We start from the raw sequence: 23,665 nt of genomic DNA, 5'->3' as shown, positions 1-23,665 counted from the left end.
ACCGGCTCCGGCAGTAATTATGGTGCCTTGGTTATACGGTTATACGCGCACCATCCAGTTGTGCGCATCGGGTGCTTGGCCCTTACGGATGGCGGCGAGGGCAGCCGTGGCCCGGCGCGAGAAGGCATCGTCGGCCACGGCCGGCAGCTCGTAGTCCTGGCCCTGGTAACCGATAACGGCTATGGAGGCAATAGTGGCGGCGGTGCCTACGCCAAAAGCCTCCTGGAGGGTGCCGTCGGCCTGTGCCTGCATGATTTCGCGGGCCGATACCTGGCGCTCCTCCACTTGCATGCCCCAGTCGCGGGCCAGTTGCAGCACGCTGCGGCGCGTAATGCCGTCGAGGATGGAAGAGCTGAGGGCGGGCGTAACGAGGCGGCCGTCGATGATGAACATAGCGTTCATGGTGCCCGATTCCTCTACGTATTTATGCTCGGAAGCATCGGTCCAGATGAGCTGGTTATAGCCCTCTTCCTGGCCCAGGCGGGTGGGGTACATGGCCGCGCCGTAGTTGCCGGCGTTCTTGGAGTAGCCGGCCCCACCTTCGGCCGAGCGCACGTATTTCTCCTCGAAGCGCACGCGCAGCGGCTTGGGGTAGTAGAGGCCCACCGGGCAGGTCACGATCATGAAACGGTACGACTCGGAGGGGCGCACGCCCAGCATAGCATCGGTGGCAAACATGAAGGGCCGGATATAGAGGGCACTGCCCGGGCCCTCGGGAACCCAGCCGGCGTCGAGGCGCACGAGCTGGAGCAAGCCCTGCATGAAGATTTCTTCGGGCAGCTGGGGCATGCACATGCGCTCGGCCGACGCGTTGAGGCGGTGGAAGTTATCGAGGGGGCGGAACAGCGCCACTTCGCCCGACTGGCTCTTGTACGCCTTCAGGCCCTCAAAAATCGACTGGCCGTAGTGGATGGCCGAGTTGGCGGGGCTAACCGTCATCGGGCCGTAGGGAACAATCTGGGGCTGCTGCCACTCGCCGTCGTGGTAGTCTACTACCAGCATGTGGTCGGAGAAGGTGCGGCCGAAGTCGAGATTATCGAAATCGATTTCGGGCAGGCGCGATTTAGCCGTAGGCTGGGTGCTGATTGTGAGCGTGTCGAGCATGGTAAGGTGGGTGGGCTGGGTGGGTAGGGGGCCGGGTGAAGCCAGAATGGGAAATAGACCGACCCGCGCCGGGAGGGGGAGCGGGCAGTTGCTAAAGATGGCGAATTTTTGCCGAACGAGTGTTAGGCCGGATGTTGTCCGGCGCCTTACATCCGGGGTTCCCACTTCACTTCTTCGGCCCCCAGTTCGTGGGCCATCTGGCGGCTGAGCACGAACAGGTAATCGGAGAGGCGGTTGAGGTACATGACTACCAGGTCGGCCACAAACTCATCTTCACGCAAATGAATCACCAGCCGCTCGGCCCGGCGGCACACGCAACGGGCCAAATGAGCAAACGATACCGACTGGTGGCCACCGGGCAGCACGAATACGCGCAGTTCGGGCAACGTTTCGTTCATGCGGTCCATTTCCTGTTCCAGCAGCGTCACGTCTTCGGCATGCAGGTCGGGAATCTTCATCTTCGACTTCTCGGGGTCGGAAGCCAGGGAAGAGCCGATAGTGAATAGCCGGTCCTGAATTTCCTTGAGCAGCGGCCGCCGCGACGCGTTAATGTCCTGGTCGCGGACGAGGCCGATGTAGGAGTTGAGCTCATCGACAGTGCCGTAACACTCGATGCGCAAGCTCGATTTGGGCACCCGGGTGCCCCCAATGAGGGAGGTCAGGCCCTGGTCGCCGGTTTTAGTATAGATTTTCAAGTGCAGAAAGCGGTGGAGGATGGAAGAATAAAGCAGTGGGCCGGGCCCTGGTAACAGAACGTCATGCTTAGCGAGGCTGAGCATGACGTTTTACGGCTAACCGGCCGCCCGCTACCAGCACTACCCGCCAACCGCGAAAAAGTTGGCGGCGGGGTCTACTAATGCCTTTCAAGCTGGCTGATTACGATGTTCTCGTTTACCTCGTCGGTTTCCACCAGCCCGTCGCGCAGGCGCACGATGCGGTGGGCGTGCATGGCAATATCCTCTTCGTGGGTTACCATGATAATGGTGTTGCCCCGGGCGTAGAGGGCTTCGAACAGCTCCATGATTTCGTGGCTGGTGCGGGTATCCAGCGCGCCAGTGGGTTCGTCGGCCAGAATGATGCTGGGGTTGTTGACCAGGGCGCGGGCAATGGCCACGCGCTGGCGCTGGCCGCCACTTAGCTCATTAGGCTTGTGTAGGGCCCGGTCGGCGAGGCCAACGCTGCGCAGGGCTTCGCGGGCCAGCTCGTGCCGCTCGCTTTTACCGTAGCCGGCATAAATGAGGGGCAGGGCTACGTTGTCGAGGGAGGTGGCACGGGGCAGCAAGTTGAACGACTGGAATACGAAGCCGATTTCGCGGTTGCGCACGTCGGCTAGCTGGTTGTCGCTCATGTTGCTGACATCCTTCCCGTTGAGGATGTACTGGCCGCCGGAAGGCGTATCGAGGCAGCCAATGATGTTCATGAGCGTGGATTTGCCCGAACCCGAGGGACCCATGAAGGCCACATACTCGCCCCGCTGGATGGTGATGGAAATGGATTGCAGGGCGTGAATTTCCTCGGCTCCCATGCGGTAAACCTTGGAAATATCGGTGGTTTGGATAACGGGAGGCATCATACCAGAAGGGGGCAGGGGTTAGTTCCAGGGACCGTCAGAAGCCGTTCGGGCCGCGAGGGCCGCATCATACTCCGTACGAAATATACTATAATCTGTGGGGGAAAGCAACGTGCCCAGGCGGTAAAGTGGCTGCTGGGCATACTCAACCAGGCCTATTGGTACGGCGGAGAGCACGAAAGCTTTCAGCAGGGGCACCGACTGCGGGTTGTACTCGATACCGCGCAGCAGCACGTTGTAGGCGGCTGAAGCATCGCCCTGGCGGGTATGGAAAGCGGCGGCGGCCACCAAGCCGTTTTCCACGAATGGGGCCTGCTGCACGAGTTGGGCATAGAGGCGGCCCGCTTCTTTAGGCTGCTGGTCGGCCTCGGCCAGCGTGGCCCGGAAGTAGAGGCGCTGAAACGTGTCGAAGCCTGCAAAAACTCCTTTTTGTACCAGATCCCGCAGCTGGGGCCACTGCCGGCCGCGCACGTACAGCTCGCCCCGCAGCACGTTCCAGGGTGAGGCCCCCACGGCTCCAACGGCTGGAGCAGTCTGGTCCAAAGTCTGGCCAACTGGCACTAGCTGGCCGGCGTTCAGGGCCCGGGGCAACTGCGCCAGCAGCGCTACTTGCCGCAAGGCCGGGCTGGTAATGGCAGCGGCGGCGGGCAGCAGGGCAGTGGCCGGCAGCTCATCGCCCCGCAGTACCAGGTATTGGGCCTGTACCGAGTCGGGCGCCTGAGAATAGGTGGTGCGCAGCTCAGGGTCAAGGGCGGCCTGTAACAACCGGCGGGTAAGTCCGGGGGCGGCCTGGTTTGCTACCTGTCGGGCCGAATCGGGCTGGCTGGTCAGGGCCAGGGCGTAGGCTTCGGGCAGGGCGGCTTCGGGCGCGCCGTTTTCGCGGGCTTCGTGGAGGCGGCCCGCGGCAGGGGCGGGCAGGTGCTGGTCGAGTAGCCATAGCCCCTGCAGCTGCTGGTAATAGGCGGTGCCCGCCCCTGAGCCGGTAGCCAGGGGCAGCAGCGCATTCTGGGCCGCTACCGGCCGGCCTCCATAGTGTTGGCTAAAGGCCCGCAGCAGCGTCAGCTGGTCGAGGTAGGCTGCATTGGCCGGGTTGGCCGCCAAGGCAGGCAGCAGGGGCAGCAAGGTGGTATCGTGGCGAGTGGCGCGGGCCAGCCCGTCGTGGTAGAGCAGGGCGAAGTTGGTGGCGTCGAGGCTGGTGGTGGTATCGGGGGGCAGCACGTTGGCAGTGCCCGGTTGGCCGGTGAGCTGGGCCAGTACCAGGGCATTGCTTTGGAAGGCGGGCGAGGCGTTGCTGCCGGTGGCCTCTACCAACTCGGCGGCGGCCGCCCACTGTTGCTGTTGGATGCGGTAAGCCAGCTCGTTGGCGGCCAGCGTGGGGTTGTTGGGGGCGGTGGCCGCCGCCCGGGCACGGTAAAACGCCACCGAATCGGTTAGGCTGGAGCGGGAATAGAGCTGGGCCAGATCGGCGTTGAGGGCGGCGTTGGCGGGGTGGGCCTGAAGCCCGGCTCGCAGCACGGCCAACCGGTCGAAAAAGTCCCGGGGCTCGTTGTAGAGGGCCGCCAGGCGCAGCGTAAGGCGGGGCGAGGGGCGGCGGTCGAGGGCCCGGCGCAGGATATTGATTTCGTTTTGGCGCTGGAGGCGGAAGCGGTAGAGCGCGGCCCGGCCCAGGCTGGCCTTGTGGTTGTGCTGGTCGAGGTCGTCGCTCTCGGCGTAGTAACGCTCAGCCACCAGAGCCCGCGAGAGGTCGTCGGGTGCCAACTCACTTTCCCAGCGGGCCAAATCGCCCAGATTATTGAACGAGCCGGCCTGCACCTGGTCGAGCACAAAAAAGTTGTTGCGCAAACTCACGGCCACGACCACCACGAGGCCCAGCGCGTACATGGCGTAGAATGGAAACCGCCGGGGCTCGAACACCACGCGGTGCACAGCCTTTTTCTGGCGCAGTAGCGGCCCGAAGTTTAGTAGCACATACACCAGAAATGCCGTTCCCAAGCCCAGAAATACCAGCGCCGTAAAGTCGCGGCCGGCTTGCAGCAGCGGGTCGTTGGTGGTGGCCAGGGCATAGCCGAGGGTAGCGGCGGCCAGCAGCACCAGCACCAGGTACAGCACGGTGGCAGCCCCTGGTGGCACCCAGTCCGCGTAAGTTGCGGCGCGGCGGCGTTGGCCCAGCCAGCCCACCACCACGGCCGGCAGCAGCAGTAGGTAGGGGTCGAGGTAGAGGCCGGGCAGCACCAATAACTGGCTTTGGTTGAGATAGTAGAGGAGCAGTGCCCCCAGGTACAGCCCGGCCGCCAGCAGGAACGGCCAGAGCCCGTATCGGCCAGCGGGCGTATCGGCTTGGGTATTAAGCCAGAGCAGCCCATGCACGTTTTCAAACCCTACCCACAGCACTAGCAGCCCAAAGGCCACGGCCCCGGCTACCGTAAAATACGCGCTTAGGTGCAGGGCCGTGTAGTCGGCGGGGTTGGGGTTGCGCAGAAACACCAGCAGCCCCAGCCCCGTCACGAGGAAAGCAAAGGTGCCCAGCCGCCGCCCAAACGACACGTCGGGCCGGAAGGCGTGGAAGTAGTACGCCGGCCCCACCAGCGCCGCCAGCGCCACCAGCAGCACATACTGCTTCCCGGTAACGAAAACGCCCAGCAAATCAGCGTTGAGCGACATCAGTAGAAAAATGACCAGCGCCATGCCCGCCACGAAGGCCGGCCGGGCCAGCGAGCTGGCAGCGGCCAGAAAGTAGGCCAGCGCTACGCCCAGCAGCACCACTAGCCCCAGCGCCGCCCCGGGCCGCAGAAACGGCCCGGCTACATCATAGGTCTGGGTGAGCAGGTAGCCGTTGGCCTGCACCGGCAGGCGAGCCAGCCCCACCGCCACTTCGGCCACCGTCAGGGGTACGGGCGTGAGTTGGGCGACGGGCCGCAGGGGCAGCACCGCATCCTCGGCTGTGAAGTAGTGCCAACCGGCCAGCCCGGCCGCCAGCCCCGCGCACAGGGCCAGCAGCAACAGCGGCCAGGGCCAGCGGGAAGTAAGGGAGGAGGGAGCGGGAGTCAAAGCAGGGTTTGGTTACCGGGTATCAAGTATCGGGGCTTCGTTATCGGGTAGCCGGGCATCGTGCTGTGGTTATTCAAGCACAATGCCCGGCGGCCTGACAACGAAGCCCCAACAACTACAACTAAAGGAAATTAGTCGAGCACTTTGGGTACCCGGAAATAGTCGGAATCCTTGCGTGGGGCATTGAGCAGGCCGTTCTGGTGGCTAACGGTGTTGTGAGCCTCGTCGGGGCGCAGCACGTTGATTTCCTGCGATAAATGCACGAGCGGCTCCACGTCGGTGGTGTCGAGCTGGCTCAACTGGTCCACCCAGTCAAGGATTTTGTTCAGGTCGCCGAGCATCTGCTGCTCTTTGGTGGCGTCGAATTCGAGGCGGGCCAGGTGGGCTAGGCCGCGGAGGGTTGCTAAGTCGGTGCTCACGGAAAAAGAATCGAAGGTGAAAGGCAGTTGCCGGGCGCAAGATACGGTCTGGGGGCGGGTTGCCGCCCGTTGCCTCGCCTCGCCCTGATTCAGGCCGACGTTTTCTGGTGGTCGGCCGACTCTTGGTGGGCACGGTCGGTGGCCGGAGCGGGCAAGGCTGCTGGCCGCCGGAAAGTGCTGGGGCCGGGCACGCCACCGGCTTCGGGCCGTAGGGCGCTGGCAATAATTTCGTAGACCTGTTGCTTAAGGGCGGGCGCGTCGGCGGCGCCCAGGCCAGTCGTGCTGATGGGGGCGTGCACGATAATAGCCAGCCGGGCCCAGCGCACCCGCAGCCCACCCACATCGGGCAGAAAGTGGTGGTTGAGGGGCATGGTGATGGGCACAATGGGTACCCCGGCGGCAATGGCGAGTTGAAACGCACCATCCTTGAACGGCTCCAGTTGCTGGCCGGGGTGGCGCGAAATCTGGCCTTCGGGGAAAATGATAACCGAGTGGCCGGCCGCCAGCACCCGCCGAGCCAGCACCATCGAGCGGCCCCGGCTCACGGCGCTGTTGCGGTCGACGATGATGTGAGAACGGCCGAAAATAGGGCCCCAGAGTGGGATTTTAGCCAGCGAGCTTTTACCCAGCACGTGCAGCCAGCCCGGCAGCGTGGTGAACAGCAGCGGAATATCAATCAAGGAGCTGTGGTTGGCCAGGTACAGGCAAGGCTGGCCCGCCGGTACCGTTTCGGCGGCCCTGATGGTTTCGACCGGCACCCCCCACACGGCAATAAAAAAGCGCGACCAGGCCCGGTTGAGTGCGTGCAGGTACGGGTGCCCGGCTGGTCGCTGGCTCAGCGCCCACTGTACCGGGTAGGTGACCAGAAACGGCGCCACGAACCAGAACGTGGCCCAGGTGGTGTATAAACGATGACCAACGTAACGAAGCAACTGCGTCATTCCGGCAAGTTAAGGCCGCAAAAATGAGGGCCAGGTTAAGAGGGATTTAGTGGTAGGGTAGTGGGGCTGTAAGTAGAACGTCATTCAGAGTGAAGTGAAGAATCTCGCGTGCCAATGTTGTAATCCTAGCTCAACGTTAGCAAACGAGATTCTTCACTTCACTCTGAATGACGTTCTTTCTCACCGCTCACCAAATTACACGCCCAATAGGCGGGCTGCTTTGAGCAGGCCGGCCACGCTGATGGCATCGGTGATGCGGCCATCCATGACCAGTTGCACGGCTTCGGCAAGCGGTAATTTCCAGAGGCGTAGGTCTTCGGTTTCCTCCGGCTCTACTTCGCCCTGCTCCAGCTCCTGGGCCAGAAACACGAAGCCTTCCTCATCGGTAACCGAATTGGAGGTATGCAGCCGCATGATGTTGGTCCAGCGGCGGGCATGCAGGCCGGTTTCCTCGCGCAACTCCCGCTGGGCCGATTCCAGCACATCGAGTTCTACGGGGCCACCACCCATTGGAATCTCCCAGCAGTATTCGCTGAGCGTGTAGCGGTACTGGCCCACAAGCCAAGTATTGCCCTCGGCATCGACGGGCACGATGCCAATGGCCTTGTTTTTCATCGATACTACCCCATAGATACCGGGTTTGCCGGCGGGGTTAATTATCTGATCCTCGCGCACCTCAATCCAGGGGTTCTGGTATTGAAGGGCGGTGCCGCGTACTTGCCAGGGGTTGTGGTGCTCGTTTAGGTCGGCGGGGTAGCCCATCATAAAGAAGTAGAAGCCAGAAAATGAATCTGGCCCAAAGATACTATGGTCGGCGGGGGTGGGGCCGTATGCCCAATTGAGCTCGCCGGGCGGAACCATTCGTTGGCCGGGTGAAGCGTGTTGTTGGGCCAAAAAATCCAAAACGCCCAACGCTTTCGTATACTTTTGACCTACTAATTATTCAGCGCTGGTAAGGTTTATGGAAAGGAAGGCTCTTACCGCGTAGTATTGGGACCTGGCAAAATTAGTAGGGTGGATGAATGATTTTTTGCCAGCCAATGCGATGGAAAAGGCCGCTACCTCGGGTAGCGGCTTTTTTATTGCCCAATTTTTTGGCCGGTTGGCTCTGTCGGGATAAGTGCCCCTGCCTCAGGTGCCCAGCCTGTCGGGCCCAAATCCTGTAGGCCACCTGCCCCAACCCCCACGAAACCGCCGCGTATCTTATGGGTGCCAGCCGTTCACATTCCGGCCGGTACCAACTATTTATGGCCAACAAGCCCCAAAATAAGCCCGCTACGCCCAAAGAAGGCGACCCGCTATTCAATCTGAAGCACGCTGAGGCCGAAGCCGACTTGGCTAAAAAGAACGGCGGCCTGGGCCCCACCACCAACGTATACATGACCGAAGCCGAAGAATCCACTATCGACGATGGGCCCCGCGACAGCCAAGGCACCCGCCGCGGCGAACAGGACCCGTCGCGCGAAGGCTCTAGCGCCGGTAGCCACCAGTAATAAATGTTGATCGTCAGGGCCGCTGATCAGCCTGACGCAGAAAGAACCTTGTCTCGTTAGAACGACCATCTTTACGGCCGTTTTAGCTCGATAAGGTTCTTTCTGCGTCAGGCTGATCAGCGGCCTTGACGATCAACCATTAACAACTACTAGCGCTGATGTTACTCGTTTCCTATACCGGCGAACCGTTGGAAGCTGGCCTCGATGAAGCTGGCCGGGGCTGCCTGGCCGGGCCGGTGTTTGCCGCCGCTGTTATCCTACCGCCCGATTTCACCTCCGAATTTCTCCACGACTCGAAGCAGCTGACGGCCCGGCGACGGGAGCTGGTGCGGACCGAAATCTGCCGCGAAGCGGTGGCATGGGCGGTAGCCGAAGCGTCGGTGGCGGAAATCACGAACCTCAATATCGCCCAGGCCAGCTACTTAGCCATGCATCGGGCCGTGGCCCAGCTCCTGCTCCAGCCCACCCATCTGCTCGTCGATGGCAACCGATTCCGGGCTCACCCTGCGCTGCCCCACACCTGCATCGTGGGCGGCGACGGCCTCTACCGCAATATCGCTGCGGCTTCGGTGCTGGCCAAAACTTTCCGCGACGACCGGATGCGGGAGTTGGATGCGCTTTATCCGGCCTACGGTTGGGCCCAGAACGCGGCCTATCCAACTGTCGCCCACCGCGCCGCCATTCGGGTGCACGGCCCCACCGAGCACCACCGGATGAGCTTTCGGCTGCTGTAAGGCTTAACCCGCGTTATCCTGAACAAAGCGAAGGACTATACAAAGCTATTTCCTCTTGAGGTTAGCTTTTGTATAGGTCCTTCGCTTTGTTCAGGATAACGCGGGTCAGAACGCTTAGCTCTTCAACTTCAATAGGTCCAGAAACAGGCTGAACCCATCGACGGTGGTGCCGCCTTCGCCGAAGCTGTCGAAGCTCAGGGGCTTGATGATGTAGCCGCTCACGGCGAGGTCCTGGGCTTTTAGGCGGTCGGTTTCGAGGTCGGAGGTGGTGGTGATGAAGACGTTCAAGTTCACAAATTCGGAGTCGGAGCGCAGAATTTCAAGCAGTTCCAGCCCATTCATGCGGGGCATGTTCAGGTCGAGCATCACCACGCTCGGGAGCGGAATGCGCTCCTGGCCACCTTCGCCGCGTAGCATATCGAGGGCTTCGCGGCCGTTGCGGGCAATGTGCAGGGGTACGTTGACGTTGTTTTTTCGTAGCTCGCGCTGCACGTTCATGATATCGAGCTGGTCGTCTTCGACGAGCAGAATGGCAGGGTGTTGCGTGTCGGGGGTCATAAGGCAGATAGGACAAGTAAAACCAAGGGATAGTTGGTTTATACGGCAGTTAGGGGGTGAGGGCGGTGGCGGCAGCCGGCGACGGGCGGCGGGCGCTGGCTTTGGGCCAGGTAAATATGAAGGAAGCGCCCGCACCCTCGGCCGATTCGACGCGGATGGTACCACCCTGGCGCTCCACCATCTTCTTGACGATGGCCAGCCCCACGCCGGTGCTTTCCAGCGTGTCGCGCTCGGTCAGGGTCTGGAAGATGATGAAAATGCGCTCGTGGTACGCGGCCGCGATGCCTGGGCCGTTGTCGGTGATGGCGAAGGTGTAGAACTGGGGGCCTTCTACGCAGCCGATGGTAATGCGACCGTGGGCCGGGTCGTGGTGGTACTTTACAGCGTTGCTGATCAGGTTGGTGAATACCTGTTCGAGCTGCACGCGGTTGGTTTGCAGCGTGGGCAGGTAGAAGGGTAGCTCCACTTCGAAGCCGGCCGGCAGCTCCAGCGAGTCCACGATTTCGCGCAGCAGCTGGCGCACGAACACGGCTTCGTCGGCCTGGGGCGTGCGGCCTACCCGGGCTAGGTCGAGGATGCCGGTAATCAGGTTTTCCATGCGCCGCACTCTAGTGCGCATCAGCACCAGAAACTCCTTGATGTGGGCCGGTACATCCTGGCCCATGTCTTCCTCGATCCAGCGCGAAGCTGTTTCGATGCCCCGCAACGGTGCTTTCAAATCGTGCGATACCACGTAGGAAAACTGGTCGAGCTCTTGGTTGCGCCGCTCCAGCTGCCGGATATTGGTGTTGATGGTATTAGTCATGGTGCTGAGCGACGCCGAAAGTTTGGTCAGCTCGTCGCCCTCCGTGTCCGGTAACTGGGTCGAGTAATCGCCGCCGGCAATGCGCTGGGCTTGGTCGACCATGCCGTTGATGCGCTGCGAAAACTGCCGCACCAGATACGCGGCATAAAGCAGCCCGAGCGCAATGGTGAGCAGCGTAACGCCCACCGACAGCACCCGGGTTTCGCGGATGCTGTCCTGAAGTCGTACGCGCTGTTTGTAACGGGTCTGGGCCTCTTCCCGGTCGAAGGCGGTAAATAGCACCCGGATCTGGTCCATAACCACTTTGCCCGTCAGGCTGCTGCCCAGGTCCTCGTGCTCCAGCCCCCGCACACCCACGTGGGTGGGGTCGCGGCGCAGGGCTTCGCGCTTTTCACTGATGAGCAAGTGCGAAAATGCGGCCCACTGCTGAAACAGCATCTGGGCCCGTTGCAGGCGCTGAAACTGGGTATCGTCGGGAGGTACGTCGTTGCGCAGCCGGGTAAAGCGGCCCAGCAAGTTCCGTTCGCCTTCGTAGTAGGGGGCTAGTACGGCTTCGTTGCCAATGAGCATATAGCCCCGGAAGCCGCTTTCCATGTCGATGATGTTGCGCAGCAGCGTGGTAGCCTCGCCCGTGATGCGCTGGGAGTTAGCCACCCGCTGCGAATTGCGCAGTACGGCCCGCGAAAGTTGGTAGTTGATGAAGACGACGGCTGCGAAAAGCAGGGAAATGGCGAGGAATCCTGCGAATAACTTGGTCGAAAGTTGGAGCTTGAGCTTCATGCAGGAAAGGGCCGTATAACGCGGCCTTGAGCGGGTTAATGGGCCTGCACAGAGGCCTCAAGCGTGTGTAGCAGCACCACAATCTGGTCGGCCAGTTGGTTGATCTGGCCCAGGCCGGCTGTGGCCTCGTCAGACCGGCCGCTCAGGCGCAGGTCCATGAGGCGGTTGGCTTCGGTATGAATATGCCGGTGTACCTGGTCGAGTTCCCGGCTTTCGGGCAGGTGCGCGTAGGCCAGGAGCACGCGCTGATTGATCCACTGACCCAGCGAGCAGAGGTCGGGGTCGCGGATAGGCCCCTCGGCGGTATTGCTGCCGTAGAGGAAAGAGCGAAGCTTGGACTTGAAAAGCAGGTGCTTGATGCGAGCGGCATCAAATTCCTGCTTGGTATCATCGGACATGCAAGAGAGGCCCGGCAAGGGCGAAATACGGGTGCGGCGGACCGGAAGCCGAAGTGGTAGTTGGTCAAAGATAGGCAACCATTGCCGTAACACCCGGGCATAATTGGCTACTTTCGCCCAGCCAAAGAACGGGCGGCGCGGCCGTTTGGTTTTTTGGGTTGATCCGCTGTTTTATCCTCCCATCCACCACCCACTTTCATGTCCGATACGCTCAAAACCGTTCCCCTCAACGACGTGCACCAGCAGCTCGGGGCCAAAATGGTGCCCTTCGCCGGCTACAACATGCCCGTGCGCTACTCCTCCGACCTCGACGAGCATCACACCGTGCGCCGGGCCGCCGGCATGTTCGATGTTTCGCACATGGGTGAGTTTCGGGTGCGCGGCCCGAAAGCCCTCGACCTGATTCAGCGCGTAACGAGCAACGATGCCAGCAAGCTCGCCCCCGGCAAGGCCCAGTACAGCTGCCTGCCCAACCAGGACGGCGGCATCGTGGACGACCTGCTGGTGTACATGCTGGCCGAGGAAGACTACCTGCTGGTCGTGAATGCCTCTAACATTGAAAAGGACTGGAACTGGATCAAGCAGTTCAACACAGAAGGCGCCGACATGCAGGACGTGTCGGACGAGCTGAGCCTGCTGGCCGTGCAGGGCCCTAAAGCCGCCGCTGCCCTCCAAACTCTCACCGACGCCGACCTAAGCGCCATTCCGTACTACTCCTTCGTGCAGGGCACGTTCGCTGGCGCGCCCGATGTCATCATCTCGGCCACCGGCTACACCGGCGCGGGCGGCTTCGAGCTGTACGTGCCCAACCAGTACGCCAAGCAGGTCTGGGATGCGGTGATGGAGGCCGGCCAGCCCTACGGCCTCAAGCCCATCGGCCTCGGGGCCCGCGACACGCTGCGCCTCGAAATGGGCTACTGCCTCTACGGCAACGACATCACCGACACCACCTCGCCCCTGGAAGCCGGTCTGGGCTGGATCACCAAGTTCACCAAGGACTTCACGAATTCCGAAAGCCTGCAAGCCCAGAAAGAGGCCGGCGTGGAGCGCAAGCTCGTAGGCTTCCTCATGGACGGGGCCGGCATCCCGCGCAGCCACTACCCGCTGGTAAATGAGGCCGGCGAAGTCATTGGCGAAGTCACCAGCGGCACCCAGTCGCCGAGCCTGAGCAAGGGCGTGGGCCTGGGCTACGTGCAAACCGCGCTGGCCAAGCCCGGTACCCCGATTTTTGTGCAGGTACGCGGCAAAAACCTGCCCGCCACGGTGGTCAAGCTGCCCTTCGTGCCCGGTACCGAGGAGGTGTAGATAAATTGGTGATATAACCCAGAACCTCATGCTGAGCGCAGCCGAAGCATCTCTACCGCAATAGTATATGATTACTGTTGCGGTAGAGATGCTTCGGCTGCGCTCAGCATGAGGTTTTTTCTCGGACGTTCAATGCCCACTTTTGATATCTGTTTCTCGCCCGAGCTGCTGCCGCTCTTCGACCTGAAGGACAAGGTGGCGGTGGTGGTCGATGTGCTGCGGGCCACCTCCAGCATCGTGACGGCGCTGGCGGCGGGCGTCACCCACTTGGTGCCGTTCAGTGGGCTGGCGGAGTGCCGGGCCATGGCCGCCCAGGGCTACCTGACAGCCGCCGAGCGCGACGGCCAGCAGGCCGACGGCGTAGATTTGGGCAACTCGCCCTTCGGCTACCTAGATGGGGCAGTGGCCGTGCAAGGTCGGGCCGTGGCCCTGACGACTACCAACGGCACCCGCGCCCTGCACCTCTCAGCCGCCGCCGATGAAATCGTGGTCGGGGCCTTCCTTAATCTGGGGGCCGTAGCCGCGCATCTGCGCCAGTTGAACAAGGATGTGGTGGTCGTCTGCGCCGGTTGGAAGGGCCACTTCTGCCTCGAAGACACCCTCTTCGGTGGGGCCCTGGCCGCCCGTTTGCAAGCCGATTTCGATACCACTGCCTCCGATGCCACCCTGGCTGCCCTCGACCTCTGGGCCGCCGCCGCGCCTGACCTTGGCGGCTACCTGCTCCGCTCGGCCCACGTGCGCCGCCTCAACCACCTCGAAGCCCACCAGGACATGGCCTTTTGCATCCGCCAGGACGAGTACGATTTGGTGCCGGTATTTAAGGATGGCCGGATCACGGATTAGCGCGAATTTTAACGGATTTCACGATTTTTGTAGCTGATCCTGCTGTTGCTGTTCTTCAATAGTAAAATCAAGAAAGCCACCTCAACTGAGGTGGCTTTCTTGATTTTCAATCGGCTACAAAATCCGTATAATCCGTTAAAATCCGCGCTAATTAGTGATTATTGAATTGCGCTTCCTCGGTGCTGCCGACCAGCGCGCCGGTGCTGGAGCGGCCGGCGGTGACCAGATCCTGGACTGAATCGAAGTAGGCGGTGCCCACGAAGCTCTGGTGCTTGACGGCCTTGAAGCCCTTCTTCTGAAGGGCAAACTCGCGCTCCTGAAGTTCCGAATAGCCGGCCATGCCCCGCTCGCGGTAGGCCAAGGCCAACTCGAACATGCTGGTATTAAGGGCGTGGAAGCCGGCCAGCGTGATGAACTGGAACTTGTAGCCCATGGCGGCCAACTCCTCGCGGTAGGTTTCCATTTCCTGCACGCTAAGCTTGGCGGCCCAGTTGAACGAGGGCGAGCAGTTGTAGGCCAGTAGCTTACCGGGGAACTCGGCGTGGATGGCTTCGGCGAACTGGCGGGCCTGGTCCAGGTCGGGGTGCGAGGTTTCCATCCAGATGAGGTCGGCGTAGGGGGCGTAGGCCAAGCCGCGGGCAATGCCGGCGTCCATGCCGCACCGGACGCGGAAGAAGCCCTCGGAGGTGCGCTCGGCTTCCTGGAGAACGAAGGGCTGGTCGCGCGGGTCGATGTCGGAGGTGAGCAAATCGGCAGCATCGGCGTCGGTGCGGGCTACTACCAGGGTGGGCACGCCCATCACGTCGGCGGCCAGGCGAGCGGCTACGAGCTTATTGATGGCTTCTTGGGTGGGCACGAGCACCTTGCCGCCCAGGTGGCCGCACTTCTTGGCCGAAGAAAGCTGGTCCTCGAAGTGGACGCCGGCGGCCCCGGCTTCAATCATCATCTTCATGAGCTCAAACGCGTTCAGGTTGCCCCCAAAGCCAGCCTCGGCGTCGGCCACGATGGGCACCAGCCAATGCACCTCCCCCTCACCCGTCACGCTCTGAATCTGGTCGGCGCGCAGCAGCGCGTTGTTGATGCGGCGCACCACGGCCGGCACCGAATCGGCGGGATAGAGGCTCTGGTCGGGGTACATCTGGCCCGAGTTGTTGGCGTCGGCCGCCACCTGCCAGCCCGAAAGATAGATGGCGTTAAGGCCGGCCTGCACCTCTTGCACGGCCTGGTTGCCGGTGAGGGCCCCGAGGCCTGCCACGTACTCCTCGGAGTGCAGCAGCTGCCACAGCCGCTCGGCCCCGTTGCGGGCCAGCGAGTACTCAATGTCTACCGAGCCACGCAGCTTCAGCACGTCGGCGGCAGTGTAGGGCCGCTCGATGCCTTTCCAGCGCGGGTTGGTCGACCAGTCCTTCTCGATGGTGGCAATGCGTTCTTGCTTGTTCATAAGGGTAGGGGTAAGGAGTGAAAATATGGGCAAAAGGGGCCTTAGGAAGGCAAAGCACTGCTTCGCCCCCGGTTGAGGAAACCCGAAAAAATTGAGGGGAAAAGGGGCTGACAACTGCGTGTAAGCCCAGTCCATTAGCCCGTCATGCTCAGCATGACGTTCTTGGGTGCCGTTCTGCCCTACGCCAGCTGGTCGTAGGCGGGCAGGGTGAGGAACTCGATGAACTGCTCGCTCATCACCAGCCGGTCGAAGAGGCGGGCGGCTTCCAGGTACTTGCCCTGGGCGTAGGTTTCGGCCCCTACCTGCTCCTTGATGCTGGCCAGCTGGGCGGGCAGCAGTTCGCGGTAGAGCTCCACAGTTACCGGGCGTCCGTCGGCGAGCTGGGTGCCGGGCGTATGCAGCCACTGCCACACCTGAGCCCGCGAAATTTCGGCAGTGGCAGCGTCTTCCATCAGGTTATAGATGGGCACGCAGCCGTTGCCCCGCAGCCACGATTCGAGGTACTGGATGGCCACGTCGATGTTGAGGCGTAGGCCGGCCTCTGTTATGTCGCCTTCGGGCGCTTTTACCAAATCCTGGGCCGTTACGTGCACGTCGAGGCGCTTGTTGGCAATCTGGTTGGGCTGGGGCATGAGTTCGTTGAAGACCTCCAGCGCAATCGGGACCAGGCCGGGGTGGGCTACCCAGGTGCCGTCGTGGCCGTTGCGGGCCTCGCGCACTTTGTCCTGGCGGACTTTTTCGAGGGCCCGCTCGTTGGCCTCGGGGTCGTTCTTGATCGGAATCTGGGCCGCCATGCCGCCCATGGCGTGCACGCCCCGGCGGTGGCAGGTCTGAATCACGAGCTGGGAGTAGGCGTCCATGAAGGGCACGCTCATGGTCACGGCCGCGCGGTCGGGCAACCGGAATTCGGCCCCGAGGCCCAGGCGCTTAATGTAGCTGAAAATGTAGTCCCAACGCCCGCAATTGAGGCCGGCCGAGTGCTCGCGCAGCTCCCACAGAATCTCGTGGAGCTGGAAGGCGGCCGGCAGGGTTTCAATCAGCACGGTGGCTTTAATGGTGCCCTTAGGCAGCTCCAGCGCGTGTTGGGCGAAGTTGAACACATCGTTCCAGAGGCGGGCTTCGAGGTGACTCTCGATTTTGGGCAGATAGAAGTAAGGGCCCGTGCCGCGGGCGCAGAGCTCGTGGGCGTTGTGGAAGAAGTAGAGGCCGAAATCGAACAGCGACCCACTGACCGTTTCGCCATCGACGAGCAGATGCTTTTCGAGCAGGTGCCAGCCCCGGGGCCGCACCATGAGCACGGCGGTTTGCTCGTTAAGTTTGTACTCCTTTTGGGGCGTGCTGAGCGAAATGGTGCCGCGCACGGCGTCGCGCAGGTTGCGCTGGCCTTCCACCACGTTGTCCCAGGTGGGCGCGTTGGAATCTTCCAGATCCGCCATGAACACCTTGGCCCCCGAGTTGAGGGCGTTGATAATCATTTTGCGCTCCACGGGGCCGGTAATTTCCACCCGGCGGTCGAGCAGGTTAGCCGGCAGGGCGGCCACGGTCCAGTCCTTCTCGCGGAGCAGGCGGGTTTCGGGTAGAAAATCGAGGGCCTCGCCAGCGGCCAGGGCGCGCTGGCGGTCCTGGCGCTGGCCGAGCAAGTCGCGGCGGGTGGGCTCGAAGCGGCGGTGCAGTTCAGCCACGAACGCCAGGGCCGAGGGTGTTAGGATTTCAGCGTATTCGGGCGAGTAGTCGCCCGTCAACTTAACCCGCTCGGGCGTGATGTACGACGGAATAAGAGTTTGGGGCTCGGCGAAAGGCGACATAAGCAGGAGTTTAAAATGAGGGATGAAGGTGTTTCTGGTAGTAATGAATCAAATGTACATTAGCGAATTTTATTAAACAAGCGAATATTCGCTAAAGATGAAAACTATCCTCGAACCCGTAGATTTGCGGGCTTACCGGTGAATGAATTTCATTCCCCAAAAGGTTGTCATGATCCATCTGGCGTCCGCGCAGCCGGAGGCGAGCATGGCACTAGCTTATTGTCTCCACCGCAACACCCCAACTCACCATTTCACCATTTCCCTTATGCTGAGTCACGGCCAGGTTGTTCGCTTGATTTTTGGATTGAAGCTGCGCGAGTTGCGGCAGGAGCGGGGCTTTACGCCGGCCGAGCTAGCCAAGGTCTGCGACGTGTCGGTGAGTTACCTCAACGAGATTGAGAAGGGCAAAAAGTACCCCAAGGCCGATAAAATTCTGAGTTTGAGCAAGGCTCTGGAGGTAAGCTACGATCAGCTCGTGTCGCTGACGCTGCCGCGGCGGCTGGAGCCGATTTCGGAGCTGCTGCAGTCGGATTTGCTCAAGGAGTTTCCGCTGGAGATGTTCGGCCTCGACCCGTTGCGCATCGTGGAGTTGATTGCCAACGCCCCGGCCAAGATGAACGCCTTCATCAGCACGCTCTTCGAAATTGCCCGCAACTACGAGATGCGGCAGGAGCACTTTTTTCTGGCCGCGCTGCGCTCGTTTCAGGAAATGCATGACAATTACTTCGAGGAGCTGGAGCAGGACGTGCGCACGTTCAGCGTTGAGCACGGCCTGGCGGCCCCGGCCCCGCTCGACCGGCGGCGGCTGGAGCAGGTGCTCACCGAAAAGTACGGCTATACCCTCGACCGGACCGGGCTGAGCGACTATGCTCATCTGGGCCGGCTACGGTCGGTTTTTCAGCCCAAAAGTAAGCGGCTGCTGTTACGCCCCGGCCTGAGCGGAGCCCAGGAGGGCTTCGTTCTGGGCCGCGAGGTAGCCTTTAATTACGCGGGCCTGAAGGAGCGGCCCTACGTGAATGCCTCGTTTCCGGTGCATTCGTTCGAGGAAGTGCTCAACAATTTCAAGGCATCCTACTTCGCCGGGGCCCTGCTGATGGAGGAGGAAACGCTGGTGCGCGACCTGACGGGCTTCTTCAACGCCAAAAAGTGGGAGCCCGCGCTGCTGCTGGACCTGTTGGCCCGCTACGACGTGTCGCCGGAGATGTTTATGCAGCGCATCACCAATCTGCTGCCCCGGCATTTCGGCATCCAGAGCCTGTTTTTCCTGCGCTTCGACCAAGCCAATAGCGCCGCCGACTACAAGCTGACCAAGGAACTGCACCTCTCGCGCTTGCACAACCCCCACGGCAACGAGCTGCACGAACACTACTGCCGCCGCTGGATTTCGCTGCGCCTACTGGCCGAGCTGCGCCAACAGCCCGCCGCCGAAGCGCCCTCGTTCACGCTCGGGGCCCAACGCTCGCGCTACCCCAACGGCGACGAGTACCTCTGCCTGACGCTGGCCCGCGCCGGCACGGCTACCGAACCAGCCGTGAGCGTTACGGTGGGCCTGCTCTGCGATGAGAACCTGCGCCAGAAAGTCCGCTTCCTCGACGACCCAGCCATCGTGGTGAAGGACGTCAACGAGACCTGCGAGCGGTGCACCATCCCCGACTGCGAAGTGCGCGCCGCCGCCCCGCTTGAAGTGGAGCGCCGCCAGCGCCAGCAGGAACTGCAGGCCGCCGTAGCCGCCCTCGTGAACGAGGTGTGAGGGGAAAGTGAGACTGGAGGATGTCGTTCCCAAAATACCCCGAAAATCAACCAATGCGTAAATTCTGGCTCCTCTTCCTGATTGTTCTGAGCGTGGCCGTGCTGGCAGGTCTGGGGGCAGGCTGGTGGGTATTGCGTCGGCCCAACGTGCGCGAGTCGGCCTTTGGGCCGGCTTACCTGTACATCGGTACGGGTGCGGGCTACGGGGCGGTGCTCGATTCGCTGCGCAAGTACGAGCTGCTGCGCGATGAGCAGACGTTTGATTGGGTGGCCCGCTGGCGCGACTACCCCGCCCAGGTAAAGCCGGGCCGCTACCTGCTGCGGTCGGGGATGGGCAACCTGGCCTTGGTGGATATGCTGCTCCGGGGCGAGCAGGACACGGTGGCCTTCACGCTGAACGCCTTCAAATACAAGCCCCAGTTGGCTCGCCAATTGGCCGCTGCCTTCGAGGCCGATTCGGTTGGTCTGCGCCGGCTGCTCAACGACAACGCTTTGTTGCAACGGCGCTACGGCGTCGATACGACCACCGTGCTGACGTTGTTTCTGCCCGGGCCCTACCGCCTGCTTTGGAACTCCTCGGCCCGGCAACTGCTCGATTCGGCCGCTGCCACCCACCAGCGGTTCTGGACGCCCGAACGCCGCCACCGGGCCGATTCGCTGGGCCTCACGATTACCCAGGTGCACGTGCTGGCCAGCATCGTGCAGCGCGAAACGGCCCAGCCCACCGACAAGTTTCTTATTGCCGGGGCCTACCTCAACCGCCTGCGCAAAGGCATGCGCCTCCAGGCCGACCCCACGCTGCTCTGGGCCATTGGCAACTTCGGGGTGAAGCGGGTGCTTAACGCCGATAAGCTCGTGGATTCGCCCTACAACACCTACAAACACAAGGGCCTGCCGCCCGGCCCCATCACGTCGGCCAACCGCCAGACCCTCGACGCCGTGCTGCGCCCCGCTCGCCACAACTACGTTTTCTTCTGTGCCCGCCCCGACGGCAGCGGCTTCTCCGACTTCGCCGAAACCTACGCCGAGCACCTGCGCAACGCCCGCCGCTACCAGCACCGGCTGGACAGTTTAGGGGTAAAGCGGTAAGAAGATAGGAGTGGAAAGGAACGTCATTCAGAGCGCAGCGAAGAATCTCGCGTGCGGTCGTTGCAGTAGTAGTAATACCATTGCAGCGTCAGCACGCAAGATTCTTCGCTCCGCTCTGAATGACGTTCCACTTCTCACTTCTCACTTCTCACCTCATACACTCGCAATTGCATTGAATCCTGGCGGGCTTGCTGCCAGCGTTGCAGGGTTTGCTGGTAGCTGAGGCCGGTAAATTCGGAGTGCTCCAGAAACAGTAGGGGCGAGGTGAGGGCCGGCTCGGGCCAGGCGGCCAGCGGCGGCCGGCGGCGCAGCGAGTCGAACTGCCGCACGTTGGCCACGCGCCAGTAGGCGTCGAGCAGCACGTAGCGGTAGCCCTGGCGGGCCAGGGCGGGCAGGTCGGCTTCGTGCATAACTACCCACACGGTGTCGGAAGCGGGTCGGAAGGGGGCCAGACCCAGGCTTACGGTACTGGCCACCGGCCCGCCGCCGTGGGCTTGCAGCCAGGCGGCTACGGCCGGGTAGCTCGTGGACTGGGCGGTGTAGGCGTAAATGTGGCGTTGGAGCCGGTAGCCATTGCCGGCCAGTGCCAGCAGCCCCAGGGCGGCCAGCACCGGGGCCGGCAGCCGCCGCAGCGTCAGCCAGCCCAGCGCATACCACAGCCCGTAGGCCCACAGCAGCCCCCGCGGGGCCTTCAGCAGCAGCGACATACCCGCCAGCAAGCACCAGCCCCAGGTGGCTAGGTACAGTTCGGGGGGCAGTGCCCGGCCCCGTCCGAACCGGCCCGCCCGCCACTCCTGCCAAAGCAGCCCCAGCGGCGCCAGCAGCCCCACCCACACCAGCACCGACTCGAAATCGAGCACATAGCGCAGGTAGTACAGAAAATCGGGCTGGATGGTGGTGGTGCGGCCGGCGGCGTTGGCTGCATCGGGGAAGGCGACCTTATAATACACGGCCGCCCAAGCATACCAGGGCACGCCGGCCAACACGCCCACCAACCCCAGTACCACGTAGGGCGCGGCCACCAGCAGCCCCACGCGCCACCAGTGACCCCGCTGCCACAGCAACCCGTCGGCCTGCCACCACTCCAGCACGGCCAGAATGGGCAGCGTCAGGATGAATTTGTAGTTGAAGCCCAGGCCCAGCACCAGCCAGCCGACGGCCCGGTAAAGCGTAACGGCCCCCGGCTGCCGGAGCCGTTGGTAGTAGCCGCCCAGCAGACCCGCAAAGCACAGCAGGCTGGCCGAACTCATGGTGAAGTCGCGGCCCGAGAACGTGAGGAAGGTGCCGGTGCCCACCAGCAGGACCAGTAGGCCGGTCTGCCAGCCGGGCAAGCGGGTAGCGCGGACCATAAAGCGGGTGAGCAGCCCCACCGCTGCCACGGCCAGCAAGGCATTGAGAACCAGGAACACGCGGTAATCGGTGGTAAACCAAGCCACTGGAGCATAGCACAGCATGAACAGCGGGCTGCCGTGCCGGAACAGGTGGCTCAGGTTGCCGGCCGCTATTTCCTGCACCACCTGCCAGTTGCGTACCGAATCGTAATCGGGTAGCGCTGTGTGCAGCAGTCCGTGCAGGCGCATCGGCACCAGCAGTAGCAGGGCCACCCCGAGCCAAAGGCGCGACTGGTTGACGGACGAGGAAGAAGGCAGCAAACGGCTCAAGGCGCAAAATAACAAAGCAACGCCCGCCCCGGCCGGTTGGCCCCGCGGGTTTTCTGCCCCGAAGATGGCAGATTGCCGCCGATACCACCGAACTTGCACCGGTATCCGGTGGTGGGCCCGCAACTCCGCCGGAGCCCGCCGACCCGTTTCTCACTTCTCACGTTCTACCTATGCGCCTAGTGCTTCAGCGTGTCCGCCACGCCCGCGTTACCGTTGAGGGCCGGATTACCGGCCAAATTGGTTCTGGGCTGCTTGTACTGGCTGGTTTCGCGCCCGACGATGATGCCGCTATTCTCGACCGGCTGGCCCGCAAGCTGGTGCAGTTGCGCATCTTCGCTGATGAGGAAGGCCGCATGAATCGCTCGGTGCAGGACGTGGACGGGCAGGTGCTCATCGTGAGCCAGTTTACGCTGCTGGCCGATGCCCGCAAGGGCAACCGCCCCAGCTACGCCGGGGCCGCTCCACCGCCGCTGGCCGAGCCCCTCTACGAGCAGTTCGTGGCGCGCGTAGCCGAGCTACTGGGCCAGCCCGTAGCCACCGGCGAGTTCGGGGCCGATATGCAGGTGGAGCTGCTCAACGATGGCCCCGTGACTATTGTGCTCGACAGTTAGCACCAACAACGTTTAATGCAAGAATTATGACCATTGACGAGGCCCAGCAAACAGTGGATACCTGGATTCAGACCACCGGCGTGCGCTATTTCAACGAGCTGACCAACATGGCCATGCTCACCGAGGAAGTGGGCGAAGTGGCCCGCATCATCGCCCGGCAGTACGGAGAACAGTCGTTTAAAGAGTCGGACAAGGATAAGGTACTGGCCGACGAACTGGCCGACGTACTGTTCGTGGTTATCTGCCTGGCCAACCAAACCGGTATCAACCTCACCGAGGCCCTGACCCAGAACCTAGTAAAGAAAACCCAGCGCGACGCCACCCGCCACAGGGAGAATGAGAAGCTGTTTTGAACTTAGAAGTGAGTACCAAGAAGTGAGAGGTGAGACTTTCGTGCTGACACTCCTGTTTAGTCGGGTGTCAGTTCGCCCCGGGCGAAGGCTGCACGATTAGTGCCTTTCTCCCAAATAATTTCTGCTCGGGCGGCTAAGCGCGGATCATTAATGGCCAGCAAGCCTCCTTCGCCGGCACTCAGATTTTTGGTTTCGTGGAAGGAGAAAGCCGCGAGGTGACCAAAAGTGCCTAATGGGCGGCCTTCGTAGCGCGCTTCGATAGCTTGGGCAGCGTCTTCTACTACCCACAGGTTGTAGCGCTCGGCCAAGGCTAATAGCCTCGGTAACTCAGCAGGAGGCTGGCCGCCGTAGTACACGGGTACGATGGCCCGAGTGCGGGGTGTGATCAGCGGCTCCAGCTGCGCAAAGTCGAGGTTAGGATGGTCGGGGTGGCTGTCAACAAAAACGATGCGGGCCCCGCGTAGCACAAAAGCATTGGCGGTGGAAGTAAAGGTGTAGCTGGGTATAATTATCTCGTCGCCTGGCTGAATATCCAGCAGCAAAGCGGCCATTTCCAGCGCGTCAGTGCCGCTGTTAGTTAGTAGCGCCTTATGAATGCCGTAGTGCTGCTCAAAGAAATGCTGGCAACGCCGCGTAAATTCTCCGTTGCCCGAAAGCTTACCCGCTACCACCGCCTGCTGGATGTAGTCTAACTCTGGACCCACCAGGTAAGGGCGGTTGAAAGGGATAAAGTCGGGGTGCAAAGGTAAGGTAATCATGCAGTACCAGTGAATGGAGCCAATACGTAAACACTAAGTGTGTATTAAGACATCACCAAACTAAATAGATTACCCTCTGGTACGGCCCTATGTGGGGTCAACTGAGGTGGTCTAGTTACGCTGGACAGTTTAGGGCGTTAAGTGGAAGAAGCTGTTGGTGAGCGTAATAGGGGGTCTGATAGTCGATGCTGGAGTGCAGC

At 61.9% G+C, this 23,665-nt stretch carries 22 protein-coding genes; 8 read left to right on the top strand and 14 right to left on the bottom strand.

The window, feature by feature from the left end:
- Nucleotides 1-39: 39 nt before the first annotated feature.
- The 7 genes from CDA63_RS06460 to CDA63_RS06430 form a co-directional block, all read right to left on the bottom strand.
- Nucleotides 40-1,104 (bottom strand): branched-chain amino acid aminotransferase, encoded by a 1,065-nt coding sequence (locus CDA63_RS06460; RefSeq protein WP_088463632.1) that lies wholly within the window; start codon nucleotides 1,102-1,104, stop codon nucleotides 40-42.
- A gap of 146 nt (nucleotides 1,105-1,250) precedes the next feature.
- Complete coding sequence (locus tag CDA63_RS06455) at nucleotides 1,251-1,799, bottom strand: cob(I)yrinic acid a,c-diamide adenosyltransferase (protein ID WP_088463733.1); 549 nt, start codon at nucleotides 1,797-1,799, stop codon at nucleotides 1,251-1,253.
- A 158-nt stretch (nucleotides 1,800-1,957) separates the two neighbouring features.
- Complete coding sequence (locus tag CDA63_RS06450; RefSeq protein WP_088463732.1) at nucleotides 1,958-2,674, bottom strand: ABC transporter ATP-binding protein; 717 nt, start codon at nucleotides 2,672-2,674, stop codon at nucleotides 1,958-1,960.
- A 21-nt stretch (nucleotides 2,675-2,695) separates the two neighbouring features.
- Nucleotides 2,696-5,722: a tetratricopeptide repeat protein gene (locus CDA63_RS06445; protein WP_126546755.1), complete on the bottom strand. Its 3,027-nt coding sequence runs from the start codon at nucleotides 5,720-5,722 to the stop codon at nucleotides 2,696-2,698.
- Nucleotides 5,723-5,853: 131 nt separating this feature from the next.
- A complete protein-coding gene (gatC, locus tag CDA63_RS06440; RefSeq protein WP_088463630.1) occupies nucleotides 5,854-6,141 on the bottom strand; it encodes an Asp-tRNA(Asn)/Glu-tRNA(Gln) amidotransferase subunit GatC in 288 nt (95 codons plus the stop codon).
- 89 nt (nucleotides 6,142-6,230) lie between these two features.
- Nucleotides 6,231-7,082 carry a lysophospholipid acyltransferase family protein gene (locus tag CDA63_RS06435; protein WP_088463629.1) on the bottom strand — a complete coding sequence of 284 codons (852 nt, stop codon included), beginning with the start codon at nucleotides 7,080-7,082 and terminating at the stop codon, nucleotides 6,231-6,233.
- A 195-nt stretch (nucleotides 7,083-7,277) separates the two neighbouring features.
- A complete protein-coding gene (locus CDA63_RS06430) occupies nucleotides 7,278-7,847 on the bottom strand; it encodes an NUDIX domain-containing protein (RefSeq protein ID WP_199797506.1) in 570 nt (189 codons plus the stop codon).
- 482 nt (nucleotides 7,848-8,329) lie between these two features.
- Here CDA63_RS06430 and CDA63_RS06425 point away from each other — a divergent pair, with 482 nt between their 5' ends.
- On the top strand, nucleotides 8,330-8,575 hold the full coding sequence (locus CDA63_RS06425) for a hypothetical protein (RefSeq protein WP_088463628.1): 246 nt from the start codon (nucleotides 8,330-8,332) through the stop codon (nucleotides 8,573-8,575).
- Between the two features lie 158 nt (nucleotides 8,576-8,733).
- The gene (locus tag CDA63_RS06420; protein WP_088463627.1) at nucleotides 8,734-9,309 is read left to right on the top strand and encodes a ribonuclease HII; all 576 of its coding nucleotides are present in this window, start codon (nucleotides 8,734-8,736) and stop codon (nucleotides 9,307-9,309) included.
- Between the two features lie 114 nt (nucleotides 9,310-9,423).
- Here CDA63_RS06420 and CDA63_RS06415 read toward each other — a convergent pair whose 3' ends face one another.
- The 3 genes from CDA63_RS06415 to CDA63_RS06405 are packed head-to-tail and all read right to left on the bottom strand — an operon-like array spanning nucleotide 9,424 to nucleotide 11,850.
- Entirely contained in the window at nucleotides 9,424-9,867 is a 444-nt protein-coding gene (locus tag CDA63_RS06415) for a response regulator (RefSeq protein ID WP_088463626.1), read from the bottom strand.
- A 49-nt stretch (nucleotides 9,868-9,916) separates the two neighbouring features.
- A complete protein-coding gene (locus CDA63_RS06410) occupies nucleotides 9,917-11,452 on the bottom strand; it encodes a sensor histidine kinase (protein ID WP_088463625.1) in 1,536 nt (511 codons plus the stop codon).
- Between the two features lie 35 nt (nucleotides 11,453-11,487).
- On the bottom strand, nucleotides 11,488-11,850 hold the full coding sequence (locus CDA63_RS06405) for a CZB domain-containing protein (protein WP_088463624.1): 363 nt from the start codon (nucleotides 11,848-11,850) through the stop codon (nucleotides 11,488-11,490).
- A gap of 198 nt (nucleotides 11,851-12,048) precedes the next feature.
- Between CDA63_RS06405 and gcvT the strand changes: the two genes are divergently transcribed.
- Both gcvT and CDA63_RS06395 read left to right on the top strand, forming a co-directional pair.
- Nucleotides 12,049-13,155, top strand: coding sequence for a glycine cleavage system aminomethyltransferase GcvT (gene gcvT / locus CDA63_RS06400; protein ID WP_088463623.1), 1,107 nt, complete (start codon nucleotides 12,049-12,051; stop codon nucleotides 13,153-13,155).
- 132 nt (nucleotides 13,156-13,287) lie between these two features.
- Complete coding sequence (locus CDA63_RS06395; RefSeq protein WP_088463622.1) at nucleotides 13,288-13,998, top strand: 2-phosphosulfolactate phosphatase; 711 nt, start codon at nucleotides 13,288-13,290, stop codon at nucleotides 13,996-13,998.
- A gap of 151 nt (nucleotides 13,999-14,149) precedes the next feature.
- On the opposite strand, the gene aceA is transcribed toward CDA63_RS06395, so the two are convergent.
- Nucleotides 14,150-15,439 (bottom strand): isocitrate lyase, encoded by a 1,290-nt coding sequence (gene aceA / locus CDA63_RS06390; protein ID WP_088463621.1) that lies wholly within the window; start codon nucleotides 15,437-15,439, stop codon nucleotides 14,150-14,152.
- A 179-nt stretch (nucleotides 15,440-15,618) separates the two neighbouring features.
- Entirely contained in the window at nucleotides 15,619-17,244 is a 1,626-nt protein-coding gene (aceB, locus tag CDA63_RS06385) for a malate synthase A (protein ID WP_088463620.1), read from the bottom strand.
- 265 nt (nucleotides 17,245-17,509) lie between these two features.
- Here aceB and CDA63_RS06380 point away from each other — a divergent pair, with 265 nt between their 5' ends.
- Nucleotides 17,510-18,994 carry a helix-turn-helix domain-containing protein gene (locus CDA63_RS06380; protein WP_165768217.1) on the top strand — a complete coding sequence of 495 codons (1,485 nt, stop codon included), beginning with the start codon at nucleotides 17,510-17,512 and terminating at the stop codon, nucleotides 18,992-18,994.
- 53 nt (nucleotides 18,995-19,047) lie between these two features.
- A complete protein-coding gene (gene mltG, locus CDA63_RS06375) occupies nucleotides 19,048-20,082 on the top strand; it encodes an endolytic transglycosylase MltG (protein WP_165768216.1) in 1,035 nt (344 codons plus the stop codon).
- A 134-nt stretch (nucleotides 20,083-20,216) separates the two neighbouring features.
- Here mltG and CDA63_RS06370 read toward each other — a convergent pair whose 3' ends face one another.
- Complete coding sequence (locus CDA63_RS06370; RefSeq protein WP_126546754.1) at nucleotides 20,217-21,743, bottom strand: hypothetical protein; 1,527 nt, start codon at nucleotides 21,741-21,743, stop codon at nucleotides 20,217-20,219.
- A gap of 170 nt (nucleotides 21,744-21,913) precedes the next feature.
- Here CDA63_RS06370 and dtd point away from each other — a divergent pair, with 170 nt between their 5' ends.
- A complete protein-coding gene (gene dtd, locus CDA63_RS06365) occupies nucleotides 21,914-22,354 on the top strand; it encodes a D-aminoacyl-tRNA deacylase (RefSeq protein ID WP_088463616.1) in 441 nt (146 codons plus the stop codon).
- A 26-nt stretch (nucleotides 22,355-22,380) separates the two neighbouring features.
- Nucleotides 22,381-22,707, top strand: coding sequence for a nucleotide pyrophosphohydrolase (locus CDA63_RS06360; protein WP_088463615.1), 327 nt, complete (start codon nucleotides 22,381-22,383; stop codon nucleotides 22,705-22,707).
- Nucleotides 22,708-22,763: 56 nt separating this feature from the next.
- Here the strand turns inward: CDA63_RS06360 and CDA63_RS06355 are convergent, their stop codons facing one another.
- Nucleotides 22,764-23,465, bottom strand: coding sequence for an aminotransferase class I/II-fold pyridoxal phosphate-dependent enzyme (locus CDA63_RS06355; protein ID WP_317044039.1), 702 nt, complete (start codon nucleotides 23,463-23,465; stop codon nucleotides 22,764-22,766).
- Between the last annotated feature and the right edge of the window lie 200 nt (nucleotides 23,466-23,665).

The sequence above is a fragment of the Hymenobacter amundsenii genome (assembly GCF_002204745.1).
GTDB classification, from domain to species: domain Bacteria; phylum Bacteroidota; class Bacteroidia; order Cytophagales; family Hymenobacteraceae; genus Hymenobacter; species Hymenobacter amundsenii.
Note: the sequence above shows the minus strand (reverse complement) of the source record. Positions and strands in the feature narration are given on the sequence as shown.

Coding starts and splice junctions, on each gene's coding strand:
- CDA63_RS06460 (WP_088463632.1), bottom strand. CDS start 1,104: ATGCTCGACACGCTCACAATCAGCACCCAGCCTACGGCTAAATCGCGC.
- CDA63_RS06450 (WP_088463732.1), bottom strand. CDS start 2,674: ATGCCTCCCGTTATCCAAACCACCGATATTTCCAAGGTTTACCGCATG.
- CDA63_RS06435 (WP_088463629.1), bottom strand. CDS start 7,082: ATGACGCAGTTGCTTCGTTACGTTGGTCATCGTTTATACACCACCTGG.
- CDA63_RS06430 (WP_199797506.1), bottom strand. CDS start 7,847: ATGATGGGCTACCCCGCCGACCTAAACGAGCACCACAACCCCTGGCAA.
- CDA63_RS06425 (WP_088463628.1), top strand. CDS start 8,330: ATGGCCAACAAGCCCCAAAATAAGCCCGCTACGCCCAAAGAAGGCGAC.
- CDA63_RS06420 (WP_088463627.1), top strand. CDS start 8,734: ATGTTACTCGTTTCCTATACCGGCGAACCGTTGGAAGCTGGCCTCGAT.
- CDA63_RS06415 (WP_088463626.1), bottom strand. CDS start 9,867: ATGACCCCCGACACGCAACACCCTGCCATTCTGCTCGTCGAAGACGAC.
- CDA63_RS06410 (WP_088463625.1), bottom strand. CDS start 11,452: ATGAAGCTCAAGCTCCAACTTTCGACCAAGTTATTCGCAGGATTCCTC.
- CDA63_RS06405 (WP_088463624.1), bottom strand. CDS start 11,850: ATGTCCGATGATACCAAGCAGGAATTTGATGCCGCTCGCATCAAGCAC.
- gcvT (WP_088463623.1), top strand. CDS start 12,049: ATGTCCGATACGCTCAAAACCGTTCCCCTCAACGACGTGCACCAGCAG.
- CDA63_RS06395 (WP_088463622.1), top strand. CDS start 13,288: ATGCCCACTTTTGATATCTGTTTCTCGCCCGAGCTGCTGCCGCTCTTC.
- aceA (WP_088463621.1), bottom strand. CDS start 15,439: ATGAACAAGCAAGAACGCATTGCCACCATCGAGAAGGACTGGTCGACC.
- aceB (WP_088463620.1), bottom strand. CDS start 17,244: ATGTCGCCTTTCGCCGAGCCCCAAACTCTTATTCCGTCGTACATCACG.
- CDA63_RS06380 (WP_165768217.1), top strand. CDS start 17,510: ATGCTGAGTCACGGCCAGGTTGTTCGCTTGATTTTTGGATTGAAGCTG.
- mltG (WP_165768216.1), top strand. CDS start 19,048: ATGCGTAAATTCTGGCTCCTCTTCCTGATTGTTCTGAGCGTGGCCGTG.
- dtd (WP_088463616.1), top strand. CDS start 21,914: ATGCGCCTAGTGCTTCAGCGTGTCCGCCACGCCCGCGTTACCGTTGAG.
- CDA63_RS06360 (WP_088463615.1), top strand. CDS start 22,381: ATGACCATTGACGAGGCCCAGCAAACAGTGGATACCTGGATTCAGACC.
- CDA63_RS06355 (WP_317044039.1), bottom strand. CDS start 23,465: ATGATTACCTTACCTTTGCACCCCGACTTTATCCCTTTCAACCGCCCT.